At 73.7% G+C, this 23,281-nt stretch carries 22 protein-coding genes; 12 read left to right on the top strand and 10 right to left on the bottom strand.

Annotation, left to right across the window (positions count from 1 at the left end; translation table 11 throughout):
- Positions 1–7 precede the first annotated feature (7 nt).
- Positions 8–253: a DUF5133 domain-containing protein gene (locus ACIF8S_RS08140; RefSeq protein WP_399998053.1), complete on the top strand. Its 246-nt coding sequence runs from the start codon at positions 8–10 to the stop codon at positions 251–253.
- On the opposite strand, the gene ACIF8S_RS08135 is transcribed toward ACIF8S_RS08140, so the two are convergent.
- Positions 209–1,237 carry a GlxA family transcriptional regulator gene (locus ACIF8S_RS08135; RefSeq protein ID WP_399998052.1) on the bottom strand — a complete coding sequence of 343 codons (1,029 nt, stop codon included), beginning with the start codon at positions 1,235–1,237 and terminating at the stop codon, positions 209–211. The two genes, ACIF8S_RS08140 and ACIF8S_RS08135, sit on opposite strands and share 45 nt — an antisense overlap.
- 188 nt (positions 1,238–1,425) lie before the next feature.
- Between ACIF8S_RS08135 and ACIF8S_RS08130 the strand changes: the two genes are divergently transcribed.
- Together ACIF8S_RS08130 and ACIF8S_RS08125 are read left to right on the top strand one after the other, a co-directional pair.
- A complete protein-coding gene (locus ACIF8S_RS08130) occupies positions 1,426–1,899 on the top strand; it encodes a hypothetical protein (RefSeq protein WP_399998051.1) in 474 nt (157 codons plus the stop codon).
- A 92-nt stretch (positions 1,900–1,991) separates the two neighbouring features.
- On the top strand, positions 1,992–2,207 hold the full coding sequence (locus ACIF8S_RS08125) for a hypothetical protein (protein ID WP_399998049.1): 216 nt from the start codon (positions 1,992–1,994) through the stop codon (positions 2,205–2,207).
- 24 nt (positions 2,208–2,231) lie between these two features.
- Here ACIF8S_RS08125 and tgmB read toward each other — a convergent pair whose 3' ends face one another.
- The 3 genes from tgmB to ACIF8S_RS08110 form a co-directional block, all read right to left on the bottom strand.
- Entirely contained in the window at positions 2,232–3,215 is a 984-nt protein-coding gene (tgmB, locus tag ACIF8S_RS08120) for an ATP-grasp ribosomal peptide maturase (RefSeq protein WP_349794766.1), read from the bottom strand.
- A gap of 16 nt (positions 3,216–3,231) precedes the next feature.
- The gene (gene tgmA / locus ACIF8S_RS08115) at positions 3,232–3,423 is read right to left on the bottom strand and encodes a putative ATP-grasp-modified RiPP (protein ID WP_004935783.1); all 192 of its coding nucleotides are present in this window, start codon (positions 3,421–3,423) and stop codon (positions 3,232–3,234) included.
- A gap of 120 nt (positions 3,424–3,543) precedes the next feature.
- A complete protein-coding gene (locus ACIF8S_RS08110; RefSeq protein ID WP_024888261.1) occupies positions 3,544–3,870 on the bottom strand; it encodes a YkvA family protein in 327 nt (108 codons plus the stop codon).
- Positions 3,871–4,117: 247 nt separating this feature from the next.
- Between ACIF8S_RS08110 and ACIF8S_RS08105 the strand changes: the two genes are divergently transcribed.
- Positions 4,118–5,647, top strand: a complete 1,530-nt coding sequence (locus ACIF8S_RS08105) for a hypothetical protein (RefSeq protein ID WP_399998048.1) — start codon at positions 4,118–4,120, stop codon at positions 5,645–5,647.
- Between the two features lie 402 nt (positions 5,648–6,049).
- Here ACIF8S_RS08105 and ACIF8S_RS08100 read toward each other — a convergent pair whose 3' ends face one another.
- Entirely contained in the window at positions 6,050–7,219 is a 1,170-nt protein-coding gene (locus tag ACIF8S_RS08100) for a hypothetical protein (protein WP_399998047.1), read from the bottom strand.
- Between the two features lie 488 nt (positions 7,220–7,707).
- Between ACIF8S_RS08100 and ACIF8S_RS08095 the strand changes: the two genes are divergently transcribed.
- From ACIF8S_RS08095 to ACIF8S_RS08070, 6 genes are all read left to right on the top strand, one after another.
- On the top strand, positions 7,708–8,100 hold the full coding sequence (locus ACIF8S_RS08095; RefSeq protein WP_349794769.1) for a hypothetical protein: 393 nt from the start codon (positions 7,708–7,710) through the stop codon (positions 8,098–8,100).
- On the top strand, positions 8,097–8,879 hold the full coding sequence (locus tag ACIF8S_RS08090) for a hypothetical protein (RefSeq protein WP_399998045.1): 783 nt from the start codon (positions 8,097–8,099) through the stop codon (positions 8,877–8,879). The genes ACIF8S_RS08095 and ACIF8S_RS08090 overlap by 4 nt, the downstream gene beginning before the upstream one ends.
- Positions 8,880–8,917: 38 nt before the next feature.
- A complete protein-coding gene (locus ACIF8S_RS08085; protein ID WP_399998044.1) occupies positions 8,918–9,442 on the top strand; it encodes a roadblock/LC7 domain-containing protein in 525 nt (174 codons plus the stop codon).
- Between the two features lie 84 nt (positions 9,443–9,526).
- Complete coding sequence (locus ACIF8S_RS08080; RefSeq protein ID WP_399998043.1) at positions 9,527–9,901, top strand: hypothetical protein; 375 nt, start codon at positions 9,527–9,529, stop codon at positions 9,899–9,901.
- A gap of 274 nt (positions 9,902–10,175) precedes the next feature.
- Positions 10,176–11,924, top strand: a complete 1,749-nt coding sequence (locus tag ACIF8S_RS08075) for a GAF domain-containing protein (protein WP_399998042.1) — start codon at positions 10,176–10,178, stop codon at positions 11,922–11,924.
- A 204-nt stretch (positions 11,925–12,128) separates the two neighbouring features.
- On the top strand, positions 12,129–14,501 hold the full coding sequence (locus ACIF8S_RS08070) for a glycoside hydrolase family 65 protein (RefSeq protein WP_399998040.1): 2,373 nt from the start codon (positions 12,129–12,131) through the stop codon (positions 14,499–14,501).
- Between the two features lie 93 nt (positions 14,502–14,594).
- Here ACIF8S_RS08070 and ACIF8S_RS08065 read toward each other — a convergent pair whose 3' ends face one another.
- The 4 genes from ACIF8S_RS08065 to ACIF8S_RS08050 form a co-directional block, all read right to left on the bottom strand.
- Entirely contained in the window at positions 14,595–15,959 is a 1,365-nt protein-coding gene (locus ACIF8S_RS08065; RefSeq protein ID WP_399998039.1) for an FAD-dependent oxidoreductase, read from the bottom strand.
- Between the two features lie 188 nt (positions 15,960–16,147).
- Complete coding sequence (locus ACIF8S_RS08060) at positions 16,148–18,778, bottom strand: SpoIIE family protein phosphatase (protein ID WP_399998474.1); 2,631 nt, start codon at positions 18,776–18,778, stop codon at positions 16,148–16,150.
- A gap of 677 nt (positions 18,779–19,455) precedes the next feature.
- Positions 19,456–20,001 (bottom strand): hypothetical protein, encoded by a 546-nt coding sequence (locus ACIF8S_RS08055; protein WP_399998038.1) that lies wholly within the window; start codon positions 19,999–20,001, stop codon positions 19,456–19,458.
- A gap of 29 nt (positions 20,002–20,030) precedes the next feature.
- Entirely contained in the window at positions 20,031–20,564 is a 534-nt protein-coding gene (locus tag ACIF8S_RS08050) for an ATP-binding protein (RefSeq protein WP_399998472.1), read from the bottom strand.
- A gap of 188 nt (positions 20,565–20,752) precedes the next feature.
- On the opposite strand from ACIF8S_RS08050, the gene ACIF8S_RS08045 reads away from it, so the two are divergent.
- On the top strand, positions 20,753–20,986 hold the full coding sequence (locus ACIF8S_RS08045) for a DUF397 domain-containing protein (protein WP_145824579.1): 234 nt from the start codon (positions 20,753–20,755) through the stop codon (positions 20,984–20,986).
- A gap of 228 nt (positions 20,987–21,214) precedes the next feature.
- The gene (locus ACIF8S_RS08040; RefSeq protein WP_349794778.1) at positions 21,215–22,135 is read left to right on the top strand and encodes a helix-turn-helix transcriptional regulator; all 921 of its coding nucleotides are present in this window, start codon (positions 21,215–21,217) and stop codon (positions 22,133–22,135) included.
- 121 nt (positions 22,136–22,256) lie between these two features.
- Here the strand turns inward: ACIF8S_RS08040 and ACIF8S_RS08035 are convergent, their stop codons facing one another.
- Entirely contained in the window at positions 22,257–23,078 is an 822-nt protein-coding gene (locus ACIF8S_RS08035) for an SAM-dependent methyltransferase (protein ID WP_399998035.1), read from the bottom strand.
- Positions 23,079–23,281: the final 203 nt, after the last annotated feature.

The raw sequence follows: 23,281 nt of genomic DNA, 5'->3' as shown, positions 1-23,281 counted from the left end.
GCACTACGTGCACGTACCGGATCCGAAGGTCGTCAGACACCTGCTGACGCGATACGCCACACTGCGGATCGCGCAGGCGGAACGGCATTCACCGGCGTTGGCGCGCGAACTGGACGACGTCACCGACGCGCTCCGCGCGCTGACGGGCGCGTCGTCCGTCCACGAGGCCGTCGAGCGCGCCGACGACCTGCTCGCCGGCGCGGGCCGGTCACCCGAGGGCGACGGGGAGAGCGGCCTGTCGCTGGCCGTCTGAGCCGGACGACCGCCCGCCCGCCCGGCCGGTGCCGCCCCGCCCGCCCTTGAACGACGTGCGGTAGGCGTACGGGGTCGTGCCCACCACCTTGCGGAACCGCTCACGGAACGCCGTGGGGGACCCGAACCCCGCCTGCTGGGCGATCCGGTCGACCGTGTGGTCGCTGTTCTCGAGGAGGTACTGGGCGCGCCGCACCCGGGCCCGCAGCAGCCACTGCAGCGGAGTGGTGCCGGTCTGCTCACGGAAGCGGCGGCTGAAGGTGCGCTCGCTCATGCCGGCGCGGGCCGCCATCCCGGCCAGCGTCACCTCGTGCGCGAGGTTGTCCTCGATCCACTCCAGCAGCGGCTCCAGGTCCGAGCCGCGCGGCACGGGCGGGTGCTCGTGCACGATGAACTGGGCCTGCCCGCCTTCCCGTTCCAGCGGCATCACCGACATCCGGGCGGCGTTCGCGGCCACCGCCGAGCCGAGGTCCCGGCGGATCATGTGCAGGCACATGTCCAGCGCGGCGGCGGCCCCCGCCGAGGTGAGGATCTGGCCGTTGTCCACGTAGAGCACGTCCGGCTCCACCTCGACCAGCGGGAACGCCCGGGCGAACTCCTCGGCGGCCACCCAGTGCGTGGTGGCGCGCAGCCCGTCCAGCAGCCCCGCCTCCGCCAGCACGAACGCCCCCACGCACACCGAAGCGATCCGGGTCCCCGCCCGGGCCGCCTCCCGCAGCGCGGCCAGGACCGCCGGGGAGAGTGGCGGGGCGCCCGGCGCGCGACCCGGCACGACGACCGTGTCGGCGTCGGCCAGCGCGTCGAGGCCGCGGTCGACGCGCAGCACGAACCCACCGTCCGCCGCCACCTCCGGCCGCTCGGCGCACAGCCGCACGCGATAGGGGCGCCTGCCGTCGGGCAGCCGTGTGAAGTCGAAGACCTGCATGGGGGCCGCCATGTCGAACGGCACCACGCCGTCGAGGGCCAGGATCGCCACGGAGTGCATGAACGCCACGATAAACGGATTCCCGCCACCCCCACGAACACGGGGTCCGGCGGACCGGCGCCCGTGCGCACTGGCGGCAGGGGTTGGCGGGAATCCGTGGGGAACTGTCGATCCGGCCGCTGTGCGGCCACCTTGAAGATCCCTAACGTGAACCGGGCACCGCCGATCACACCAAGGAAAGAGTCCCGGTGACCAAGCTGCTCCTGTCCCTCCATGTCCTGGCCGCCATCGTCGCCGTCGGTCCGGTGACCGTCGCCGCCAGCATGTTCCCGCCGGCCGTGCGCCGTGCCCTGTCGGCGGACGGCACCGGACCCGCCCCACGGGCGGCGGGCACCGTGGAACTGCTCCACCGCATCTGCCGCGTCTACGCCGGCCTGGGGATTCTCGTACCGGCGCTCGGTCTCGCCACCGCCCTCGCGATGGGCGTCCTGGGCGACGCCTGGCTCGTCGCCTCGATCACCCTGACCGCCGTCGCGGCCGGGGTGCTCCTCGCCTTCGTGCTCCCCCGTCAGGAGGAACTCGTCGAGCAGGTCGCCGAGCGGACGCCGGTCGACCGGCAGAGCACCGTCCAACTCGCGATGTTCACGGGTGTGTTCAATCTTCTGTGGGCGACCGTCACGGTGCTCATGATTGTCCGCCCCGGTTCCAGTACGGGTGCTTGACGCCCGGAACGCCCACTTCACCCCCGATGGGCGCCTAGACTCGGCAGTCGCGACCCCGCGCCGGGGCCGCCGAGCAGAAAGGCACGTTGCGGGTGTTCCAGGATTCCCCCATCTACGACCGACTCATCGCGGAGTGCGGCGACGTGCCCGCACAGGTGCGCCGCGAGGCCGAACGCGTCAGCAGGGAACTGGAGCTGGTCATGCGGCCCCTGCAGGCGCCCGGCTACGGCACCGGGTTCGACCGGCCGCAGGCCCCGGGCAACGGCTGGCAGCGCGCCGCCCTGCTCCCCGGACCCCGGCCGCACTGACCGGCGCCCCGCGGTGAGCCGCCCTCACCGCGCCGTGGTGCTCACCCCGTCCAGCTCGGCCGGCTCGTCGGGGACGGGACGGGACAGCCACTCGGCGATGGTCCGCGCGATCGGCTGTTCCGTCTCCACCTCCACGAACCCGAACTGTCCCGACTGGTTGCACTCCAGGAACCACCAGGTCCCGTCCGCGTCCTCCGCGAAGTCGAAGGCGCCGTAGGCCAGTTGCGCCCGGGCCATGTAGTCCAGCACGGCCGTCGCGGTGCGCGCCGGGACCTCCACCGGCTCCCAGGGCGGCCCGGGCGCGGCGAACCGCACGTCCACCACCTCCGGATCGGCCTCCGGCGGCGTCGTCTTGCGGGCGGCCAGCAGCCGGTCGCCCACCACGGTGAGCCGGATGTCCGCCCGCTTGGCGATCCGCCGCTGAAGCAGCGTCGGCCCGTAGGCGACCGCCGAGAAGTCCGCGTCCGGCGCCACCCTGCTGGTCGGCACCGCCCGCGGCGGATCCTGCGGATGCGCCCCCGACACCGGCTTGACCACCAGGTCCGGGAAGCGCTCCGCGAACTCCCGCGCGGCACGCGGGAACGTGGTGATCACCGTCGCCGGCACGGGCAGCCCGCACCGCTGGGCCAGGCGCAGCTGCCACGGCTTGTGGCGGGCCTGCCGCGCCGCGTCCGGGTGGTTCATCCACCGCGCGTCGCAGCCGCGCAGCATGCCGTAGAGCGCCTGTGAAGCCTCCTCGGTCAGCCAGCCGGACGGCTGCGGCGCGCGCTCGGCCGGCGTGCCGGGCCGGCGCACCCACACCGACCGCAGCCCGCCGATGCTCACCAGCCGTCCGCCCGCGGACAGATGGCCGCGGAAACGGCCGTGGACGTACTCGCCGGACAGCGAGACGCCCCCGGTCAGATCGGCGGGGTCGAGACGGACCACCGGCACGCCTGCGCCGTTCAGATGGACCACCACCATGTCGGCGGTCACGTCCTCCTCACAGGTGAGGATCAGCACGGTCATGGTCTACGTTCCGCGATCAGTCGTCGAAGTGGGTCTTGGAGCCCGCGGTGGACGTCGTCGTCCCCACCTCACGCAACAGGGCATGGTCGCAGGCCGCGATCCGTCCGTCACCGAGGACGTTCAACTGCAGTCCGGAGTCATACGCATACGGAGTGGCAACTGCCAACTCCACCGCCGGACGGGCGTAGTTGAGCGCGAACGGTTGCATCGTCTCTCCCTCGTCGGTGCTGCGCCGATCAGGCAACGGCCTTCAGGGCGCCGTCGCTTGGTCCGCCGACTTGCGTTGGCTTCCAGAGACTTATACGAATCGAACGGGTGGTTGGTTTCCTTACGGAGCGTAATCATCGGCGGGTTCCCGTACCGGCCGCCGTCCGGGCACTCCGGGCACCCCCGCGCCGAGGGAGCCACGCATGGTGCGCAGAGCGAGCAGAAGGACACCGATGTCGTCCAGATACACGGGATCGGGCAACAGGTCGGCCGGCAGCACCAGATAGAGCACCGCGCCCCAGAACACCCAGCGGGGCCCGGTGGGCAGTCCCGCCCGCCGCAACTCCCGCCGCGTACGGACCAGACGGACCAGCAGAGTCACGGCACCGGCCAGCACCACGGCCGCGAGAAGCGCGGCGACGGCCCACATCGCAGTGGTCGTGTCCAACGAACTGCCCTCCCTTCCGACGGCCGCGTGCCGCGGCCTCGCGCCGCGACACAGTCCTCGAAGAAACGGATTCCCGCTCAGCGCCCCGGTATGGCGGCGGGGACCGGCCATGCGCGCAGGCGACCGTTGCCCCGTGAACAACTCCCGAAACACGGAATCGTCGCAGGTCATCCCGGTGGCTCAGTCAAGTGGCAGCACGTGGTGGGGGAGCCTAGTAATGGTCATCAGTCTTCCCCTGGAGTCGATCATGACCACTTTCTCCTCGTCCCCCTCGAACGAACCGGGCATACCCGTCGACGCGGCCGCCGCCCCGCCCGCCGGCACGACGGGCAGCGCGACCGGCGCGCACCGGCCGCAACCGGCATGGGCGCGCCCGCCGGCGGCGGAACACACGGCGCCGGCCGACAGGGAACACGCGCACGGCCCGGCGGACGCCGGCCGGCCACGTGAGACGGCCGACGGGAGCCGTCCCCGCCGCCCGTTCGACACGGGTTACTCGCGCGATCCCGCGCACGGCAACCATCCGCGCGATCCCGTCGGCCGGCGTGATCCCGTCGACCCACGCGATCCCGTCCACGCCGACGGGCACCGCGACCCGGTGGCCACGGTCGATCTCGTGGACCCGGTGGAGGCGCCCCGGGACGCACGAGGACCCCAGGACCCGCGCGGGTCCCGCGACCCCCGGGACCCGGGCGACCCCGCCGGCCCGCCGGGGCCCGCGCACCCCGCCGGTCGGGCCACCGCGACCGGGCGGGCGTACGCCGATCCGGTCAGCGACCTGGTGCACGCCGCCGTGTCCGACCGTCCCCTCGAAGAGGTCGTCGACCTCATCACCGCGCTGGAACGGTCGCCCGAGCACACCCGCGCCGTCGTCGACGCGCTGCGGGCCGCCGGTGTCGACCGGTCCGTGGAGGACGTCACCCGGCTGGTCGCCCTGCTGACCCGTCCGCCCCGCGACGCCTCCAGCGCCGACGAGACCATCCGCGCGGCCGCCGCCCACCGCTCGGTGGAGGACGTGACCCTCCTGGTGGCGCTCCTGCACAACGAGCCCCTCGCGCCGCACTGCCGTGAGGAGGCACTGCGCGCCGCCGCCACCGGCCGCTCCGTCGACGAACTGGTCGAACTGATCGACCGTCTGGCCGCACAACGGCCCCCCGAGCACCTCCGCGTCGCGGCGCAGGCCGAGGCCCGGACCGCGCACGAGCCGGTCCCCGGGGAGCGGCAGGAGGACGTCCGGCCCGACACCGGGCGTGCGGCGGCCCCCCGTGGCGGTCTGCGTTCCGCGCGCCGGAAGCCCGCCGCGCGGAAGAACGGCCGCCGCACCCCCAGGCCTCGTCGCCCCGGCACCGTCACCAGGTCCGCGATCTGGACGAGCTGGCTGGCCGCCGCCGCCCTCGCGGTCTGCGCGGTCACCCATTTCCCGCTGCAGCGTGACGGCGTGTCGCTCAACGTGCACGCCCTCGCCGTCGGCCTGTCGGTGCTCTGCACGGTGCTGGCGCTGATCCTGGTGGTGCGGCCCGCGGTGGTCGTGCTGGTGGGAGGGGTCGTGGTGCCGTCGGCGCTGGCCGTCGCCCATGCGTACGGCGGGTCGTTCTCCGACGCCACCCTGCCGAGGGCAGCCGAACTCGCCCTCGCACCGTCCTGGCTGGCCACCTCGGCCGCCGTCGCGGCGGCGCTGCTCGCCCTGGCGGCCCTGGTGGTCCGCGTGGCCGCCCCGGCCCCGGGCACCCGCTGGACCCCCTGGCCCCCGGCCGAACCCCACCACGCGACGGACTGACCGCGCACCCCGGTCCCCGGGGCGGCCGGCGGCTGCCGCCCCGGGGCCGCCCCCTGCCCGGACGCGCCTGCCCCTGTACGTGCCTGCCCCTGTACGTGCCTGCCCCCGACCGACGTCCCCGCGACCTCCGTCACGACACCGGTGGCTCGGACACCGGCCGCCGGACCAACCGGTGACGCCCCGGCGCGGACGCCTGCCCCCACCTCAGCGCCGCTCCGGCGGCCGGTTGCCGAGGCGGCGGCCGGCTGTCGTGGCAATCGGGGCGGTGCCGGTGCCCGGCGGGTGGGGGTCGAAGTGCCGGGGGCCGTGGGGCTGTGGGGAGCGGCCGCCGCACGGGGGCGCTTACGGAGACCCGGCGGGCCCCGCGTGCGCTGGGCCGTTGCCGTGCCGTCGGGACAGGCGTCAGCCGTCGGACGGTGTGGTGGGTTCGTGCTCCGGGGCCGGGGTCGGGACTTGCTCCGTGTCCTCCTGGGTACGGGTGCGGCGCGGCCCCGCCGCCCCGAGCTTCAGGCGCTCCAACGTGCGCGTGAGGTGCTGGAGCGGGGCCGGGGTGCGAGGGCGGGGCGGCTGAGCCGGGGGCGGGGTGGCGGCGCCTGCCTCGCGGTAGGCCTCCAGGGCCTCGTGGGCGCGCTCGGCGGCCTCACGGTACAGGTCGCGGGACTTGGTCATGGCGTCCAGGGCCTCGGCGTACATCGCCACCAGCGCGCGCTCCCGCTCCAGCTCCTCGGCGAGGGTGAGCAGGTGCCAGTCCTCCCGCAGCGCGGTCAGCGCCTCGGCGGCCTCCTCCGGCAGCTCCCTCGGCAGCGCGTCGTACCGGCTCACCGCGTCGACCAGGTCGACGGGCTCCGTGCCGTCGAGGAACACCGCGCGCACGGCGAACGCGTCCGGCTCGTACCCCTCGGGCGCCGGACGGCCGGGCAGCACAGCCGCCCCGCCCCGGGGGACCTCCACGCCGACGTCCCGCAGCGCCCAGTTCGTCACCCGGTACTGCTGCGGTGTCGCCCGGTGCTCGACCACCCGGTCCCGCAGCCCCGGCGGCAGCCAGTGCGCGAGCGGCACCCGGCCGCGTTCGTCCGTGGTCATCGCCTCGTGGACGACGACGTGGATGTACCAGGGGTCGCGCGCGCAGTCCCGCAGCAGCCGCCGTACGGCCTTGTCGTCCTCCGGCAGCGGGCTGATCTCCCCGGGGCGCAGGCCGCTCGCCGGATCGTGGCTCGCGCCGGCGTCCGGCTCCGTGGGCCAGAACATCGCGACGGGGGACGGCCAGGAGCGGTCCCGGGGGCGCTCCGCCTCCGCGACCAGCAGCCAGTCGCGGCCCTTGCCCGTGGCGGGGGCGAGGCTCAGCCGGGCGCGGACCGTGACCCCGTCCCCGACCCGTGTCCGGGACTCGAAGACCAGGTCGGGCTTGGTGTCGTCCGCCGGAAGCTCCAGGAAGTCGTCGATGTCCCCGGCGTGCTTGAGCGCGGCGAGGCTGCGGCGGAGTGTCTCCTCGGCCCGCTCTCCGACGTATCGGCCGCGGGTCGCCCAGACGGTGGGAGGGATGGTGGGGCGGGCTGTGGCAGAGATCGGCATGGGTCCAGTCATGAGCGGGGGCACGTGCGACTGCCAGTATCGTCGCCCGCGCCCGCCGACGGGACGCGGGGTTGCGCCGTACGGCGGCCGCACCCGTGACGCGCCGCCCGGACGGCCCACCACGGGGGCGCGTACGGCCTGCCGCGCGCGGGGTGTGCGCGCCGCGCACACGGTGACGTCCGTGCACCCATGGTCCTCCGGACGGCGCCGGCACCAGAATGACGTCCGCGGGCGGGGCCGGCCCACCATCCGCATCGGGGCCGGTCCCGCCCGTACCGCCGTTCCCGCATGCGCACCGGAGCCGGGCCGGTGAGCTGCCCCCGAGTCCCGCCCCGTGCCGGGTGCGAAAAGCGGCGACCCTATCAGCGCCCCGGTGGCCCTGTCGCATATTCCACGGGAAAACGCCAAAGCCCTCACCACGGTCGAGCACACACCGTAGCGTCAACGTCACGTTCGCGGTACAGCCGTGTGAGGGAGGGGGATCCGGCGTGCCCGGAATCGACGAGAGCCTGTTGGAAGCCATGCGGCTGCCCGGCGCGCGTGGCGCCCTGGTGGTCGACTGGATCAGCGGGCTCGCCCTGGGCGCGGTGGGGGAGGCGCCGGGCGGTGACGTGGAGGCGACGGCCGCCGAGACCGCCGAGCTGGCCCGGCTGGCGATGGAGAGCGGCGCCCTCGCCCCGTCGGGCACCGGCTCGGGCAAGGAACCCCCCGTCGAGGACCTGATCCTCACCACCGCGGACGCCTTCCACCTGCTGCGGTTCGTCGTCACCACCTTCGACAGCACGGTGTTCGTGTTCCTGTCGCTGGACCGCGCCGACGGCAACCTGGCGCTGGCCCGTATCCGGCTGGCCGAGATGGCGGACCGGATGGTGCTCGGATGACCGCTGCCGCCGCCCGCGCGGACGGGTCCGCCCCCGAACTGCTGGACACGCTCGCCGCCGACCGGGCCACCGGAGCGCTCACCACCCGGTCCGGCGTCTTCTATCTCGCGGCCGGGCACGTGGTCCACGTCGAGTCCGCCCACAGCCCCGGCTTCGGCGACCTGCTCACCCGCAGCGGCGCCCTGGCCCCGGCCGGCTGGTGGGAGGCGGTCGAGCGGGCGGGGGCCCGGCAGCGGGTCGGCCGCCAGTTGGTGGACAGCGGGCGCCTGACCACCGGCGCGCTCGAACTGGCCCACCTGGGCGCCCTCTTCGACGCCGCGTACTTCGCGCTGGCCCACGACGGCACCGCCCTGCGCTTCCGCCCCGGGGTCGCGCACTGGCTCGGCGCGGTCCGGCCGGTGCCGGTGGCGACCGTGCTGCGCGAGTCGGACCGCCGCCGTGACCTGCTGGAGCGGATATGGCCCGACCCGGCCGTCGACACCGCGCCGCTCGCCCGGACGCCCGACGCCGACCCGGCCGCCCTGCCGCCGCGCAGAAGGCGCGCCCTCGCCCTGGTCGACGGCGGCCGCACCGCCGCCCAGATCGCTTCGGTCCTCGCCCACCGCACCTTCCACATCCTCGTCGAACTGCGCCGGCTCGCCGCCGACGGGCTGGTCGCCCCCGCACCCCCCGCGCCCGCCCCGCCCGTCCACACCGTCCCCGGCGCGGGCCGCGCCGACTGGGACGAGCCCGACACAGCGCTGCTGAGACGGCTCCTGGACGCCTTGGAGGCACTGTGATCCGCACGCGCCGGCAGCGTGCCGAAAGGAGACTGCTCATGGCCGTCGAGACCGACGTGCTGGACGAACTGCGTCGGCTCCGCACCCGCGTCCCGCGGCTGGCGGGCTCCCTCGCGGCCACCGTCGACGGACTCGTCCTCGCCCACGACGCGCCGGACACCGAACCCGAGGGGCTCGCCGCGCTGACCGCCGCCGCGCTCGGCGTCGCCCACCGGATGACGGACGCGGCCGGCCGCGGGGAGTTCCGCGAACTCCTGGTCCGCGGCAGCCTCGGCTACATCGCCACCTACGCGGCCGGCACCACCGCAGTGCTCACCCTCCTCGCCGACGACCGGGTCAACGTGGGCCGGCTGCACCTGGAGGGCCGGCGCAGCGGCGCCCGCATCGCGGAACTGGTGGACACCGCCATCGGCCCCGGCGGCGGCCGGCACGCCGACCGGCCCCCCTACCGGGAGGGCGCCGGCGCCCCGGACGCCACGGACCGCGCCCGGCCCATCGGCACCCTCCCCGTACGGACCCCGCAACGCCCCACCCACCGGCCCCGGCCCCAGCCCGGCGGCTGACCCGTACCTCACTCCCGGCCGGACGCCCGGACCCGAGCGGCGCCGGCCCGCACCACCCTTCACGATCCGGAAAGGACACCACTCATGGCCAACACCGAGACCTCGCTCAAGGAATGCCTCAGCTCCATCGACGGCGCGACGGCCGCCGCGCTCGTCGACTACACCAGCGGCATGGCCCTCGGCACCCTGGGCGGCGGCAAGGACCTCAACCTGGAGGTCGCCGCCGCCGGCAACACCGACGTCGTGCGGTCCAAGCTGCGCACCATGGAACTGCTGGGGCTGAAGGAGGAGATCGAGGACATCCTGATCACCCTCAACAGCCAGTACCACCTGATCCGCCTGCTCAAGGGGCGCGGCGGCAACGGCCTGTTCCTGTACCTCGTACTGGACGCCGCCCGCGCCAACCTGGCGATGGCGCGCCACCAGCTGCGCCGGATCGAGAACGAACTGGAGGTCTGAGCCCTCACCCGTCCGTGGCCCCGCGCACCGCTCACCGGTGCGCGGGGCCACGGACGTCGCGGACCGCCCGGGTTCCGGTCCCGGGGACCCCGCACCGCGTCCGGGCGGAACGACGGCGCGGGAGGGCTGCGTCCGGTGGTCCCCGCCGGTCGCGCGGCCCGCCTGATGCCGTACCGTCACGTTTACCGGACCGTTACCGACGGCCGCCCGGGAGGACGCAGGCCGGGAGGACGCCGGCCGGGCGGTGAGGAGCGCGGGGACAGGAGGCACACGGGTGACAGACGCCGGGCGGGACACGGCCCCGCAGCGGGACGAGGACGCGCGCCTACGGCTGCCGCAGCTCAGGCTGGACGAACTGCTGGAGGAGCTGCAGGCCCGTATCGACGCGGCCCGCGGCACCCGCGACCGGGTGCACAGCCTCCTCGAAGCGGTCCTCTCCGTCGGCCGGGAACTCGACCTCGAACAGGCGCTGCACAGCATCGTGGAGGCCGCCGCCGCGCTCGTGGACGCCCGCTACGCCGCCCTCGGCGTGATCGGCCCGGACGGCACGCGGCTCTCCGCCTTCCACACCGTCGGCGTCAGCGACGAGGAGATCGCCCGCATCGGCCACTACCCGGAGGGCCACGGCATCCTCGGCGAGCTGATCCGCCACCCCGAGCCGCTGCGGATACCCAAGCTCTCCGAACACCCCGCCTCCTACGGCTTCCCGCCGCACCACCCGCCGATGAACACCTTCCTCGGAGTCCCGATCCGCGTGCGCGACCAGGTCTTCGGCAACCTGTACCTGACCGAGAAACGCGGCGGACAGCAGTTCGACGAGGAGGACGAGTCCGTCCTGTCGACCCTCGCGGTCGCCGCCGGGGTCACCATCGACAACGCCCGCCTCTACGAGGAGTCCCGGCTGCGGGAGCGCTGGCTGCAGGCCAACGCCGAGATCACCCACGGGCTGATGTCCGGCAGCGAACGCGGCACGGCTCTGCTGCTGGTCGCCGAGCGTGCGCGGGAGATCACCGGCGCCTCCCTCGCCGTCGTAGCGGTGCCCATGGCGGGCACCGACTCGCTGACCGTGGAACTGGCCATCGGACAGGACGCGGAGACCCACCGCGGCCTGGTCGTGCCGGTCGACGGCAGTCTGCTCGGCCGGGCCTTCGCCGACGCCGCGCCCGTCACCTCGCGGGACATCGGCCACGACGAACGCGTCTTCCAGGGCCCGCAGAGCTTCACCGCGCTCGGCCCCGCCGTCGCGGTGCCGATCGGTTCCGGTGACGGCGTGCGCGGCATCCTGCTGCTGGCCCGCGCCGCGGGCGGCCACGTCTTCACGGACAAGGAGATCGAGCCGCTGCGGGGCTTCGCCGCCCAGGCCGCGGTGGCGATGGAGCTGGCCGAGCGCCGCCAGGACGCGGAACAGATCGCCGTGCTCGAGGACCGCGACCGCATCGCGCGTGACCTGCACGACCTGGCCATCCAGCGGCTGTTCGCCACCGGCATGACGCTGCAGAGCGCCGGCCGGTTCATCGACCACAAGGAGGCCTCCGAGCGGGTGCTGCGGGCCGTCGACGACCTCGACGAAACCATCAAGATCATCCGCTCGACCATCTTCGGGCTGCGGTCCCGCGGGTCCGCCGGCGGCGCGGGGACCGGGCTGCGCGCCCGCGTCGTACGGCTGGTGGGCGAGGCCGCGCCGCTGCTGGGCTTCGCGCCGAGCGTGCGCATGGAGGGCCTGATCGACACCCACGTCTCCAAGGAGGCCGCCGACCACCTGGTGGCCGTGCTCTCCGAGGCGCTCACCAACGCCGCCCGGCACGCCGGCGCGAGCCGCGTCCAGGTGGCTCTGGAGACCGACGGGCGCGAGGTACGGCTGACGGTGACGGACGACGGCGTGGGCCTGCCGCCCGGGGGCCGCCGCAGCGGACTGCGCAACATGGCCGAGCGCGCCGGGCAGCTGGGCGGCTCCTTCGACGTCACCGGCACCCCCGGCGCCGGCACCACCCTGGTGTGGCGGGTCCCCGTGGGCGAGCAGTAACCGTCCCCTCGGCGGTGTGTGTCCGGGAGCGGCCGGGGGTACTCGGTGCGCCGTCCCGGCCGCGGCGGGGTCACCCGGCCCGCGGCCGGCAGGACGCGCCGCCGGTGACGGCGCCGGACCGGACCGCTGCGGCACCGCACCCGGCGTCCCCGCACGGGACATCCGGCACCGTGCGCGGCGGACGTCGGCGGGAGGAGCGGTGCGGTGACCGGCTGGACCTGGGAGTACGAGGGCTACGACCCGGCCGACGAGCGGCTGCGGGAGTCGCTGTGCGCCCTGGGCAACGGCTACTTCGCCACCCGCGGCGCCCTCGCCGAGTGCGCCGCCGACGAGACGCACTACCCGGGCACCTACGCGGCCGGCATCTACAACCGGCTCGCCTCCGCCGTCGGCGGCCGTCAGGTGGAGAACGAGGACGTCGTCAACCTGCCCAACTGGCTGCCCTTGCGCTTCCGGCTGCCCGGCGCCGACTGGCTGACGCCCGACACCGCGCCCGTCGCCGACCACGCCGTGACCCTGCACCTGTCCTCCGGGCTGATGGAACGCCGCACCCGGTACGGTCTGGGGTCCGGGCGCGCCCTCCTCGTACGGCAGCTGCGGTTCGTGCACATGGCCGACCCCCATCTCGCGGGCCTGCGCACCGAGTTCACCGCCGAGGGGTTCACCGGCCCGCTCGAGGTGGAGGCGGCGATCGACGGGGGCGTCACCAACGCGGGGGTACGGCGCTACGCCGACCTCGACGGACGCCACCTCACCCACGTGCTCACCGGGACCTCGCCGGCGGACACCGTGTGGCTGCGCTGCCGCACCCGCACCTCCGACATCCGCGTCGCGCTCGCCGCCCGGCTGACCTCGCCGGCGGCCGTCTCCGTCCGGCACGACCGGCCCCGGGCGGTGCAGACGACCCGCCTGGACCTGGCACCCGGGCGGACCCTCACCGTGGACAAGGTCGTCGCCCTGCACACCTCCCACGACCCCGCGATCAGCGACCCGCTGCACGCCGCTGTCGACCGGGTGGGCCGGGCCGCGGGCTTCGACGAGCTGCTGGCACCCCATCTGACGGCCTGGCGGCAGCTGTGGCGCCGCGCGGAGCCGGACGTGCCCGACGAGGCGGGCCGCATCCTGCGGCTGCACCTCTTCCACGTGCTGCAGACCCTGTCCCCGCACACCGCCGATCTGGACGTGGGGGTGCCCGCCAGGGGACTGCACGGGGAGGCGTACCGCGGGCACGTCTTCTGGGACGAGCTGTTCGTCCTGCCCTACCTCAACCTGCACTTCCCGGAGGTCTCCCGGGCGCTGCTGCACTACCGCCACCGGCGTCTGGAACGCGCCCGCACCGCCGCGCACGACGCCGGGCGGCGCGGCGCGATGTACCCGTGGCAGAGCGGCAGCGACGGCCGTGAGGAGACCCAGCAGCTGCATCTCAACCCCCGTTCGGGACGCTGGCTGCCGGACCACTCGCACCTCCAGCACCACGTGGGCTCGGCGATCGCGTACAACGTGTGGCAGTACTGCGAGGCCGCGGGCGACGAGGAGTTCCTGCACACCAAGGGCGCCGAGATGCTGCTGCAGATCTCCCGCTTCTGGGCCGGTTCGGCGGCCTTCGACGACCACCTGGGCCGGTACCGGATCAAGGGCGTGGTGGGTCCCGACGAGTACCACGAGGCCTACCCGGACGCCCCCGAGCCGGGCCTGGACGACAACGCCTACACCAACGTCACGGCCGCCTGGGTGCTCGCCCGCACCCTGGAGGTGCTGCGCGCCCTGCCCGAGCCCCGGCGCCGCGAGCTCGCGGAGCGGACCGGGCTGGACACGGCGGAGCTGGAGGAGTGGGAGGAGGTCTCCCGCACCCTCCACGTCCCCTTCCACGACGGGGTGATCAGCCAGTTCGAGGGCTACGGCGAACTCGCCGAGCTGGACTGGCGGGGCTACCGGCACCGGTACGGCGACATCCGGCGGCTGGACCGGATCCTGGAGGCCGAGGGCGACAGCGTCAACCGGTACCAGGCGTCCAAGCAGGCCGACGTCCTCATGCTGGGCTACCTGTTCTCGCCCGCCGAGCTGCAGGGTGTCTTCCGCCGGCTGGGCACGAACCTCGACGAACGGACCTGGCGGCGCACGGTGGACCACTACCTGCACCGCACCAGCCACGGCTCCACCCTCAGCGGCCTGGTGCACGGCTGGGTGCTCGCCCGGGCCCGCCGCGCGGACGCCTGGAAGTTCTGCCAGGAGGCCCTGCAGTCCGACATCGCGGACATCCAGGGCGGTACCACGGGTGAGGGCATCCACCTGGGAGCCATGGCCGGCACCCTCGACCTGGTGCAGCGCGGACTGGCCGGTCTGGAGACCCGGGGCGGAGCCCTGTGGCTCGACCCCGTGCCCCTGCCGGAGCTGTCCTCCTACGGCTTCACCGTGCGCTACCACGGCCACTGGGGCGTGCGCCTGCGGCTGGAGAGCGAACTGCTGGAGATCACCGTGCCCTCGTCGGGCCGCTCCCCGATCGAGGTGCACCTGCCGGAGCACCGCGTGGTGCGCGTCGACCCGGGCGAGACGGCCCGGCTGAGCCTGCCGGACTGAGCCGCCGCCGGCGCGGCAACGGCGGACGCCGGGTGTCCGGCCGGTGTCGCACCGGCCGGACACCCGGCGTCCGGGCCCTCGCGGGCTCGGAGGTCAGGCGCCGCTCTCGCGCAGCATGTCCTCGCGCTCGACGATCTTCACGCGCTCACGGCCCTGCGGCTCGCCCAGCGCCTTCTCCGCCGCGTCCAGGCGGTACCAGCCGTCCCAGGTGGTCCAGCGGACGCCGCGCTTGGCGAGGAACGCGTCCACCGCCTCCGGGTCCGGCGAGCCCGGCGTGCCGAGCCGGCCGTTCCTGTAGTCGTCCAGCAGGTTGGCCACCGTCTCGTTGGCGTCGCCCTTGGTGTGCCCGATCAGGCCCACCGGGCCGCGCCGGATCCAGCCGGTGACGTACGTGGACGGCAGGTGCTCGCCGCTGTCCTGGACGACCCGGCCGCCCTCGTCCGGGACGGTGCCCGAGTCGAGGTCCCAGGGCAGCTTCGGCAGCTTGTCGGAGAGGTAGCCGACCGCGCGGTACACGGCCGTGACGTCCCAGTCCTTGAACTCGCCGGTGCCCTTGACGTTGCCGGTGCCGTCGAGGGCGGTGCGCTCGGTGCGCAGGCCGACGACCTTGCCGTCCTCGCCGAGGATCTCGGTGGGCGACTCGAAGAAGTGCAGGAACAGCTTGTGCGGGCGGTCGCCGACGTCGCGGATCGCCCAGTTCTCCAGGGTCTTGGCGACCATGTCGGCCTGCTTGTTGCCGCGCCGGGTGGCGATCGAGCCGTCGTCGTAGTCGATGTCCTCGGGGTCGACGATCACCTCGATGCTGGGGGAGTGGTCCAGCTCCCGCAGCTCCATCGGGCTGAACTTCGCCTGCGCCGGGCCGCGGCGGCCGAAGACGTGGATCTCCATCGCCTTGTTGGCCTTCAGGCCCTCGTACACGTTCGGCGGGATCTCGGTGGGCAGCAGCTCGTCGGCCGTCTTGGCGAGGACGCGCGCCACGTCCAGGGCGACGTTGCCGACGCCGAGCACCGCGACCTTCTCGGCCTCCAGCGGCCAGGTGCGGGGCACGTCCGGGTGACCGTCGTACCAGGACACGAAGTCCGCGGCGCCGTAGGAGCCGTCCAGGTCGATGCCGGGGATCGGCAGCGCGCGGTCGGCCGTCGCGCCGGTGGCGAAGATCACGCCGTCGTAGAAGGCGCGCAGGTCGTCGAGGTGGACGTCGGTGCCGTAGTCCACGTTGCCGAACAGGCGGATCTGCGGCTTGTCGAGCACCTGGTGCAGGGCCGTGATGATGCCCTTGATCCGCGGGTGGTCGGGGGCGACGCCATAGCGGATCAGTCCGAACGGCGCCGGCATCCGCTCGAAGATGTCGATGGACACGCCCGGGTCGGCGGCCACGTCGGACTTGAGCAGGGCGTCGGCGGCGTAGATCCCGGCGGGGCCGGATCCGACGATGGCTACCCGCAGGGGGCGGGGCATGGTCAGGTTCCCTTCGAGCGATGACAAGCGTCTCGTGGGGAAGCCTAAACTCAGGCTTGCCTTACCTGGTACGCGGGTCCGGTCTATGGGCTCATAAGCCGACCTTATGCCATGTCCTCAGATGGCCTTATGGGTCGGCGTGGGCCCCCTCGGGACGGGCAGGCGCAGGCACGTCGGGCGCAAGCTCCTCAGGGAAGGTTCTGCTCCGCCCAGATGACCTTGCCCGCCGGCAGGTAACGGGTGCCCCAGCGCTCGGCCAGCTGCGCGACCAGGAACAGCCCGCGCCCGCCCTCGTCCGTCATCGTCGCGTACCGCAGGTGCGGCGAGGTGCTGCTGCTGTCGTAGACCTCGCAGATCAGATGGCGCTCGTACAGCATCCGCACCCGGATGGGGGCGGCGCCGTGCCGCATCGCGTTGGTGACGAGCTCGCTGAGGATCAGCTCCGTGCTGAACGTCAGCTCCTCCAGCCCCCACTCGGTCAGCTTCCGGGTGACCTGCGCCCGCACCTCGCCCACGGCCGCCGGGTCGGAGGGCACCGGCCACTCGGCGACCCGGTCCGGAGCGAGCGCCCGGGTGCGCGCCACGATCAGCGCGATGTCGTCCGCGGCCCGGGACGGGCGCCGGGACTCCACCACGACCCGGCACGTCTCCTCGGGAGAGTCCCCGGCCCGGGACAGCGCCTCGCGCAGCTGCTCCAGACCGACGTCGATGTCGTGCTCGCGGTCCTCCACGAGTCCGTCGGTGTACAGGACCAGCCTGCTGCCCTCCGGCAGCTCCAGCTCCGCCGACTCGAACGGCAGCCCGCCGAGGCCCAGCGGGGGACCGGCGGGGACGTCCGGGAACTCCACCCGGCCGTCCGGCCGGACCAGCGCCGGCGGCGGATGACCCGCGCGCGCCACGCCGCACCGACGTGACACCGGGTCGTAGACGGCGTACAGACAGGTCGCGCCGATGACCGGCGCCACGTGCTCGTCCTGCGCCTCGTCCTGGTCGATCCGGCCGACCAGCTCGTCGAGCAGCGCGAGCAGCTCCCCCGGCGGCAGGTCCAGCGCGGAGAAGTTGTGCACCGCCGTGCGCAGCCGCCCCATGGTGGCCGCCGCGTGCAGTCCGTGCCCGACGACGTCGCCGACCACCAGTGCCACCCGGGCGCCCGACAGCGGCAGCACGTCGAACCAGTCACCGCCCACCCCGGCCTGCGCCGGCAGGTAGCGGTACGCGATCTCCAGGGCGTTCTGCTCGGGCAGGGTGCGCGGCAGCAGACTGCGCTGCAGCGTCACCGCCATGCTGTGCTCGCGCGTGTAGCGGCGGGCGTTGTCGATGGACACCGCGGCCCGGGCGACCAGCTCCTCCGCCAGCGCCAGCTCCTCCACGTCGAACGGCTCGGGCTTGCGGAACCGCCAGAGGCTGACCACGCCCAGGACCGTCGCCCCGGCCCGCAGCGGCACCGTGATCAGCGAGTGAATGCCGTACTCCACGATCTGCGCGGAGCGTTCGAGGTCCTGCGCCTGCCAGCCCGGCGCCTCGTCGAGCCGCGGCTCCAGGACCGCCCGGCCGGTGGCCAGACTCCGGCCCTGCGGCGAGGACGCGACGAAGCGGATCTGCTGCTCCTTCGGGTAGAGCGGTGCGTCGTCGGTGATACCGGTACGGGCCGTGCGGCGCAGCGCGGCGGCCGCGTCGGGGTGACCGCCTGCCAGCACCGACTCGAACAGGTCCACGGTGACGAAGTCGGCGAACCGGGGGACGGCCAGGTCCGACAGCTCCTGCGCGGTGCGGGTCACGTCCAGGCTGGTACCGATGCCCACACCGGCGTCGTAGAGCATGTTCAGCCGCTCACGCGACTCCTCCGCCCGGCCGGACAGCGCCCGCAGCTCGGTGGAGTCGCGGACGGTGATGACGCTGCCGCCGTGGCCGCCCGAGGGGTCGGTGGCCCGCTGGTTGACCGCCAGCAGCCGGTCGCCCACCGGCAGCACCTCGTCCGTGACGACCTGGCCCGAGGACAGCAGCTCGGTCGTGTCCGGGTCCAGCCCCAGGTCCCGCACGTGCCGGCCCTCGGCGTCGTCCGGCAGGCTGAACAGCCGGTGCGCCTCGTCGTTGGCGAGCAGGAGGGTGCCGTCGCCCTCGACGATCATCACGCCCTCGCGCACCGAGTGCAGCACCGCGTCGTGGTGTTCGTACATCCGGGTCATCTCGTGCGGGCCCAGGCCGTGGGTCTGGCGCAGCAGCCGTCTGCTGATCAGGGCCGCGCCGCAGGTCGCCAGCGCCAGTGCGGCGAGCGCCGCGCCCAGCACCAGCGGCAGCTGGTCCTCGGCGGCCCCGCCCACGTGCTCCGTCGTGATGCCCGCCGACACCAGGCCCACCACGGTGCCGTCGGCGTCCTCCACCGGGACCACCGCCTGCACCAGCTGACCGATGGTGCCCTCGATCTCCTCCACCACCGGCTCGCCGGCCAGCGCGGGCTCGATGGTGCCGACGAACTGCTTGCCGATGCGGTCCTGCTTGGGGTGCGTGAAGCGGATGCCGTCGGTGTCCATCACCACGACGAAGTCGACGTGCGACCGCTCGCGGGCGGCCTCGGCGCGCGGCTGGAGCACGGCCGTGGGGTCGGGGGACCGAAGCGCCTCGACGGTGCCCGGGGCGTTCGCGAAGGACTCGGCGACGGCGAGGGAACGACTGCGGGCCTCCTGCGTGCTGTCCCGCTGCACCTGGAGCACCAGGGCCACGACCGCGGCAACCACCAGCAGCAGCACCATCACCAGGAGCAGGACGAACACCTGTCCGGCGACGCTGCGCCCGCTCAGCACCGACCGCAGCCCCGCCATCGGATGCCACCCGGAGCGGCCGCTCTCCTGCCGCCGGCGCCGCACGGAGGCGGCTGCACCGGACCGCTGGGGCGACCGGGCCCGGGATCGACCCATGAGTCGGACCATGTGCCATGTCTACACTGCCGGGCCATTCGAGGCGAGGGTAGGCCACGGGGCGGCACCGTTCGCACCTACGGATCTCCCCGTGAGGGGCGCGGGGAGCTGCGCGACCCGCCCGGACGGCGCCGCGGCCACCCCTTCACCGCGGGTGGGCAGCCTCCTGGGCGCACGCGTCGGACATCGATGCGAGGACGCCTGCGGCGCCGTAGGGGTTGTCCGCGCAGTTCCCCGCGCCCCTGGGGCGCATTCCTACCGGCGTGAGAAACAGTGCGACTGTGCTTCACCTGCGTACGCGGGTCGCGCGCGGCCTTCCCCCTCGGCCGCGCGCGACCCTCCCCCCGACGCGCGACTCGTCCCCCGAGCAGTCGCGCGTCTTCCTGACCGGACACGTCCCCGTGGGGACGGCCCGGAGTGTGCGGCCCGTGACGGGCCCGTGGTGCGCCGCCAGGTGCGGTGCGGCCCGTGCACCGCGGCCCGTGACGGGGCCCGCGGCGGTGCACGGCCCGTGGTGCGGGGCCCGTGGTGCGGGGCCGTGGACGTACGGCGGCGTCCGCGGGTACGGGGCCGCGCGGGCCTCAGTCGGCCAGGGCGCGGGCCAGCTCCGTGCTGGCCCGGGCGATCTCCGTGTCCGGCTCCGCGAGCAGCCGGTTCAGCTCGCCCCGCCGGGCCCGCACCGCCTGCCGGGCGGCCCGCTCCCACACCACCGGGTTCTCACGGCGGTTGAGCAGCTTCGGGTACGCGGCGGCCGTGCTCTCCCACTGCCGGGCGTCGGCGATGGCCTTGAGGAGCTGGATGATGCCGGCCCGGCAGGTGACGTGCGGCAGCTGGGCCAGCTCCCAGAGGAAGGGGACCGTGGCGGCGGTCGCCTGTTCCGTGACGAAGCCGTACTGGCAGATGCGTTTCCGCAGATCCTCCAGGGCGGCCCGGGCGGTGTCGGCGTCGCCCCAGGCGATGCCGTTGAGCAGCAGCGGAATGGCGGCCGCCGATCCGGTGGAGTCCTGCATGTCGGCCCACGGGATGTGGGACAGGGCCGTGAGGGGCGTGGATCCTGCCACTCCGGTGGGGGACGTGTGGCGCACTGGGCGCTCGCTGCTCGGCTGTTCCGTAGAAGCGCTGCGCATGGCGTGGGTGCCTTTCCGCGGCAGTCGTGTCAGATGGGCGGGCGGGTGGACAACCGGGCCCACACCGTCTTGCCGGCCGGGACGGTGGGGGTCCAGCCCCACGCCTCGGACAGCGCGTCGACGATGCGGAGCCCCCGGCCGTGCTCCTCCAGGCCGAAGCCGGCGCCGGGGGAGACCACCGGCGGGTGGTCGTCGGGGTCGGAGACGGTGAGCAACAGGTGCGCCGGCTCCAGACGGAACCCCAGCCGTACGTCCGGCACACCCGGGCACCGCGACGCCGCGTGGGTGACGGCGTTGGCGGCGAGCTCGGTCATGACAAGGGTGGCGTCGTCGCCGCAGTGGGCGAGCGACCAGTCCCCGAGGGTGTCGCGGGTGAAGGACCGCGCCCGTGCGAGGCCCTCCCGGCTGCAGGTGATGCTCACCGCCGCGTGGGGGGCGGCGGCGGGCACCGTCGGCAGAGGGGTCCCGTCCTCGTTCCGTGGCGCCGCCGGGCGCGGGCCGTACGACCGGGCACCGGGGTCACCCGCCGGTAACACGGCCGAGGCCGGCGGCCGGAGCGTCAAGTGCACAGGTGATGACACGGCATCTCCTTGATGCGACGTCAGGACGGGGCGCTCCCACAGGGGTTGACGCCACGGCTATTATCCACGCTGTCAGCGCTCGCGTGCAATTGCACGGGAAATTGCGCGAGAATTTTCGCCACGTGCGGCGACGGCCGTGCCCGGCGAACGGCAACAGCAAGGAGACAGCGGTGCCTGGAGTGCGGAACGGAGTGCGGGCCAGCCAGTTGGACGCCCGCTGGATCAAGAGCCGGCACAGCAACGCCGAGGGCAACTGTGTCGAGGTCGCGCCGCTGTCGGGCGGTGACGTCGCGATGCGCAACTCCCGCGACCCCGACGGGCCCGCCCTCGTCTACACCGCCGCCGAGGTGGCCGCCTTCCTGGCGGGGGCCAAGGACGGCGAGTTCGACCACCTCGTCCGATAACCGCCCGCCGCGTCCGGAGCCGACGCCCCCGTCCGGAGCCGACGCCCGCGTCCGGGTGTCGGCCGGCCGGTCCGGAAGCGCCGTGGGGCCGGCGCCGGCCTTCCGTCGTCGCCGGCGAACCGGAGCCCAACTGCCCCACTTCGGTCGGCATTTCGCATCCACGTGCGGTGAGGCGTCGTCAGATGCGATAGTGTGAATCGCCCTTGTGCCGGTCTGCTGGGAGTCAGGATGTCCGCCGCGTCGCATCGCATCTCCCGTCTGGAACCCTACCTGGACAGGCCCGAGCCCGCGCCGACCTTGCTCAAGATGCTGGTGGGCGTGCAGCTGGCCGGTTTCCGTGAGGACGCCGGTCTGTCCCAGGACCAGGCGGCCCGTTCCGTCGGCTTCAGCGGGGCCAAGCTGTCCCGGATCGAGTCCGGCAAGGGCCGCCGCCCGCCGACCGAGACCGACGTACGGGCGCTGCTCGACCTCTACGGCACCGACGGCTACGAGGCCTCCGTCCTGCTCAAGCTGCTCCAGCGGGCCGGCGAGCCGGGCTGGTGGCAGCGGTACGACAAGCGGCTGATGCCCGAGTGGTTCGACCGTCTGGTCGGGCTCCAGGAGGCCGCCGCCACCATCCGTACCTTCGAGATCCAGTACGTCCCCGGTCTGCTGCAGACCGCCGCCTACACCCGCGCGGTGGTCGAGCGCGGTCTGCCCAACGCGCCGGCGAGCGAGGTGCAGCGACGGGTCGAGCTGCGGATGCGCCGCGCCGAGCTGCTGATGCGCCAGGACGCCCCGCAGCTGTGGGCCGTCATCGACGAGTCGGTGCTGCTGCGCGTCCTCGGCGACCGCCAGGTGATGCGCGAACAGCTCGAACACCTGGCCGTGATGGCCGACCGGTCCAACGTCACGGTCCAGATCGTCCCGCTGAACGTCACCCACGCCTCGGCCCCCGCCATCCCGGTGACCTATCTGCGCTTCGGCGGCCTCGACCTGCCCGACGTGGTCTACCTGGAACACATCAGGAGCGCGAACTTCCTCGAGGACCGCGACGAGACCGAGGAGTACCGGATCGTGCTCGACCGTCTCGCCGACGAGGCCCTCAAGCCCCGTGAGTCGGTGGAGCTGCTGCGCAGGACGATAAGGGAACGCTACTCAGCGCAATAGGCGGAGCCCCCGAGCGCCTGAGGAGCGCCGATGGTGCCTGCCTCCGCGACGCGAGCCGGACGTACCGACGCCCCTCCCGGTCCCACGAGGACCGGGAGGGGCGTCGCGGTGTCGGGGGGGGCTACTCGGGTATCCGGGCCACACCGCCGAACTCGATCCACTCCTGGGTGAGCTGACGGGGCGCCACCTCGGTGTCCGGGCGCCAGGTGGACACCTCCACCAGACCGGGCTCCAGGATCTCGAGGCCGTCGAAGAGCGCCTCGACGTCCTTCCGCTGGCGGACCCGGCCCCAGTGTCCCTGGGTCACCTGGTCCATGAAGCCGGTGACGAAGTCGCGGACCTTCTCGTCCTCGCTGACCAGCTGGCACATCACCATGAAGCTGCCCGGCGCCAGCCGCTCCCGCACCCGGTTGGCGACGGCCATCGGGCCGTCGGTGTCACTGTCCGGGATGCAGTGGAAGACCGAGTTGAACAGCACACAGACCGGCTCGTCGAAGTTGATCAGCCGCTGGGTCTCGGCGTGGCCGAAGATCCCGTCGGTCTCGCGCATGTCCGCCTGTATGACCACGGTGCGCTCGTCCTGCTCCAGCAGGGCACGGCCGTGCACCAGCACCATCGGGTCGTTGTCGACGTACACCACGTGGGTGGTGGGGTCGATGCGCTGCGCGACCTGGTGCACGTTGTCCTGGGTGGGCAGGCCGGACCCGTGGTCCAGGTACTGCCGGATGCCGTACTCCTGCGTCAGTGTGCGGACCACGCGCTGGAGGAAGCGCCGGTTGTTCAGGGCCAGCCGGCGGGTGCTGGGCACCACCTTGTCGAGTTCCTCGACCGCGGACCGGTCCGCAGCGTAGTTGTCCTTGCCGCCCAGGTAATAGTCGTACATACGCGCGGCCGTCGGCACGGTCGCGTCGATCTCGGTGGACAGCTGCTTACCGGTGTGCATCGTTCCCCCTGCGGAGTGCCGCCAACTGGACTGGCTGGACAGGAAATACATCCTAGGGAGGGCCGTACGGCCCTTGCCAGCCCGATGGCGAACATGACCTCGAAGGAATGGTGAAGGTGTGTCAGGTCGTCACTCTGGGTTTCGTGTTGAGTGTGTGGAGTTATGGTCTGACCGGTGGGGGCCGGGGTACCCGCCCCGCGACA

Origin of the sequence: Streptomyces sp. NPDC085937, assembly GCF_044540535.1 — a bacterium.
GTDB lineage: Bacteria > Actinomycetota > Actinomycetes > Streptomycetales > Streptomycetaceae > Streptomyces.
Note: the sequence above shows the minus strand (reverse complement) of the source record. Positions and strands in the feature narration are given on the sequence as shown.

Bases quoted from the DNA above. Each gene is read 5' to 3' on its own strand.
- tgmB (WP_349794766.1), bottom strand. From the start codon at position 3,215: ATGACCGTGCTGATCCTCACCTGTGAGGAGGACGTGACCGCCGACATG.
- ACIF8S_RS08035 (WP_399998035.1), bottom strand. From the start codon at position 23,078: ATGCACACCGGTAAGCAGCTGTCCACCGAGATCGACGCGACCGTGCCG.
- ACIF8S_RS08105 (WP_399998048.1), top strand. From the start codon at position 4,118: ATGACCACTTTCTCCTCGTCCCCCTCGAACGAACCGGGCATACCCGTC.
- ACIF8S_RS08060 (WP_399998474.1), bottom strand. From the start codon at position 18,778: ATGGCGGGGCTGCGGTCGGTGCTGAGCGGGCGCAGCGTCGCCGGACAG.
- ACIF8S_RS08055 (WP_399998038.1), bottom strand. From the start codon at position 20,001: ATGCGCAGCGCTTCTACGGAACAGCCGAGCAGCGAGCGCCCAGTGCGC.
- ACIF8S_RS08135 (WP_399998052.1), bottom strand. From the start codon at position 1,237: ATGCACTCCGTGGCGATCCTGGCCCTCGACGGCGTGGTGCCGTTCGAC.
- ACIF8S_RS08085 (WP_399998044.1), top strand. From the start codon at position 8,918: ATGGCCGTCGAGACCGACGTGCTGGACGAACTGCGTCGGCTCCGCACC.
- ACIF8S_RS08040 (WP_349794778.1), top strand. From the start codon at position 21,215: ATGTCCGCCGCGTCGCATCGCATCTCCCGTCTGGAACCCTACCTGGAC.
- ACIF8S_RS08100 (WP_399998047.1), bottom strand. From the start codon at position 7,219: ATGCCGATCTCTGCCACAGCCCGCCCCACCATCCCTCCCACCGTCTGG.
- ACIF8S_RS08090 (WP_399998045.1), top strand. From the start codon at position 8,097: ATGACCGCTGCCGCCGCCCGCGCGGACGGGTCCGCCCCCGAACTGCTG.
- ACIF8S_RS08080 (WP_399998043.1), top strand. From the start codon at position 9,527: ATGGCCAACACCGAGACCTCGCTCAAGGAATGCCTCAGCTCCATCGAC.
- ACIF8S_RS08065 (WP_399998039.1), bottom strand. From the start codon at position 15,959: ATGCCCCGCCCCCTGCGGGTAGCCATCGTCGGATCCGGCCCCGCCGGG.
- tgmA (WP_004935783.1), bottom strand. From the start codon at position 3,423: ATGCAACCGTTCGCGCTCAACTACGCCCGTCCGGCGGTGGAGTTGGCA.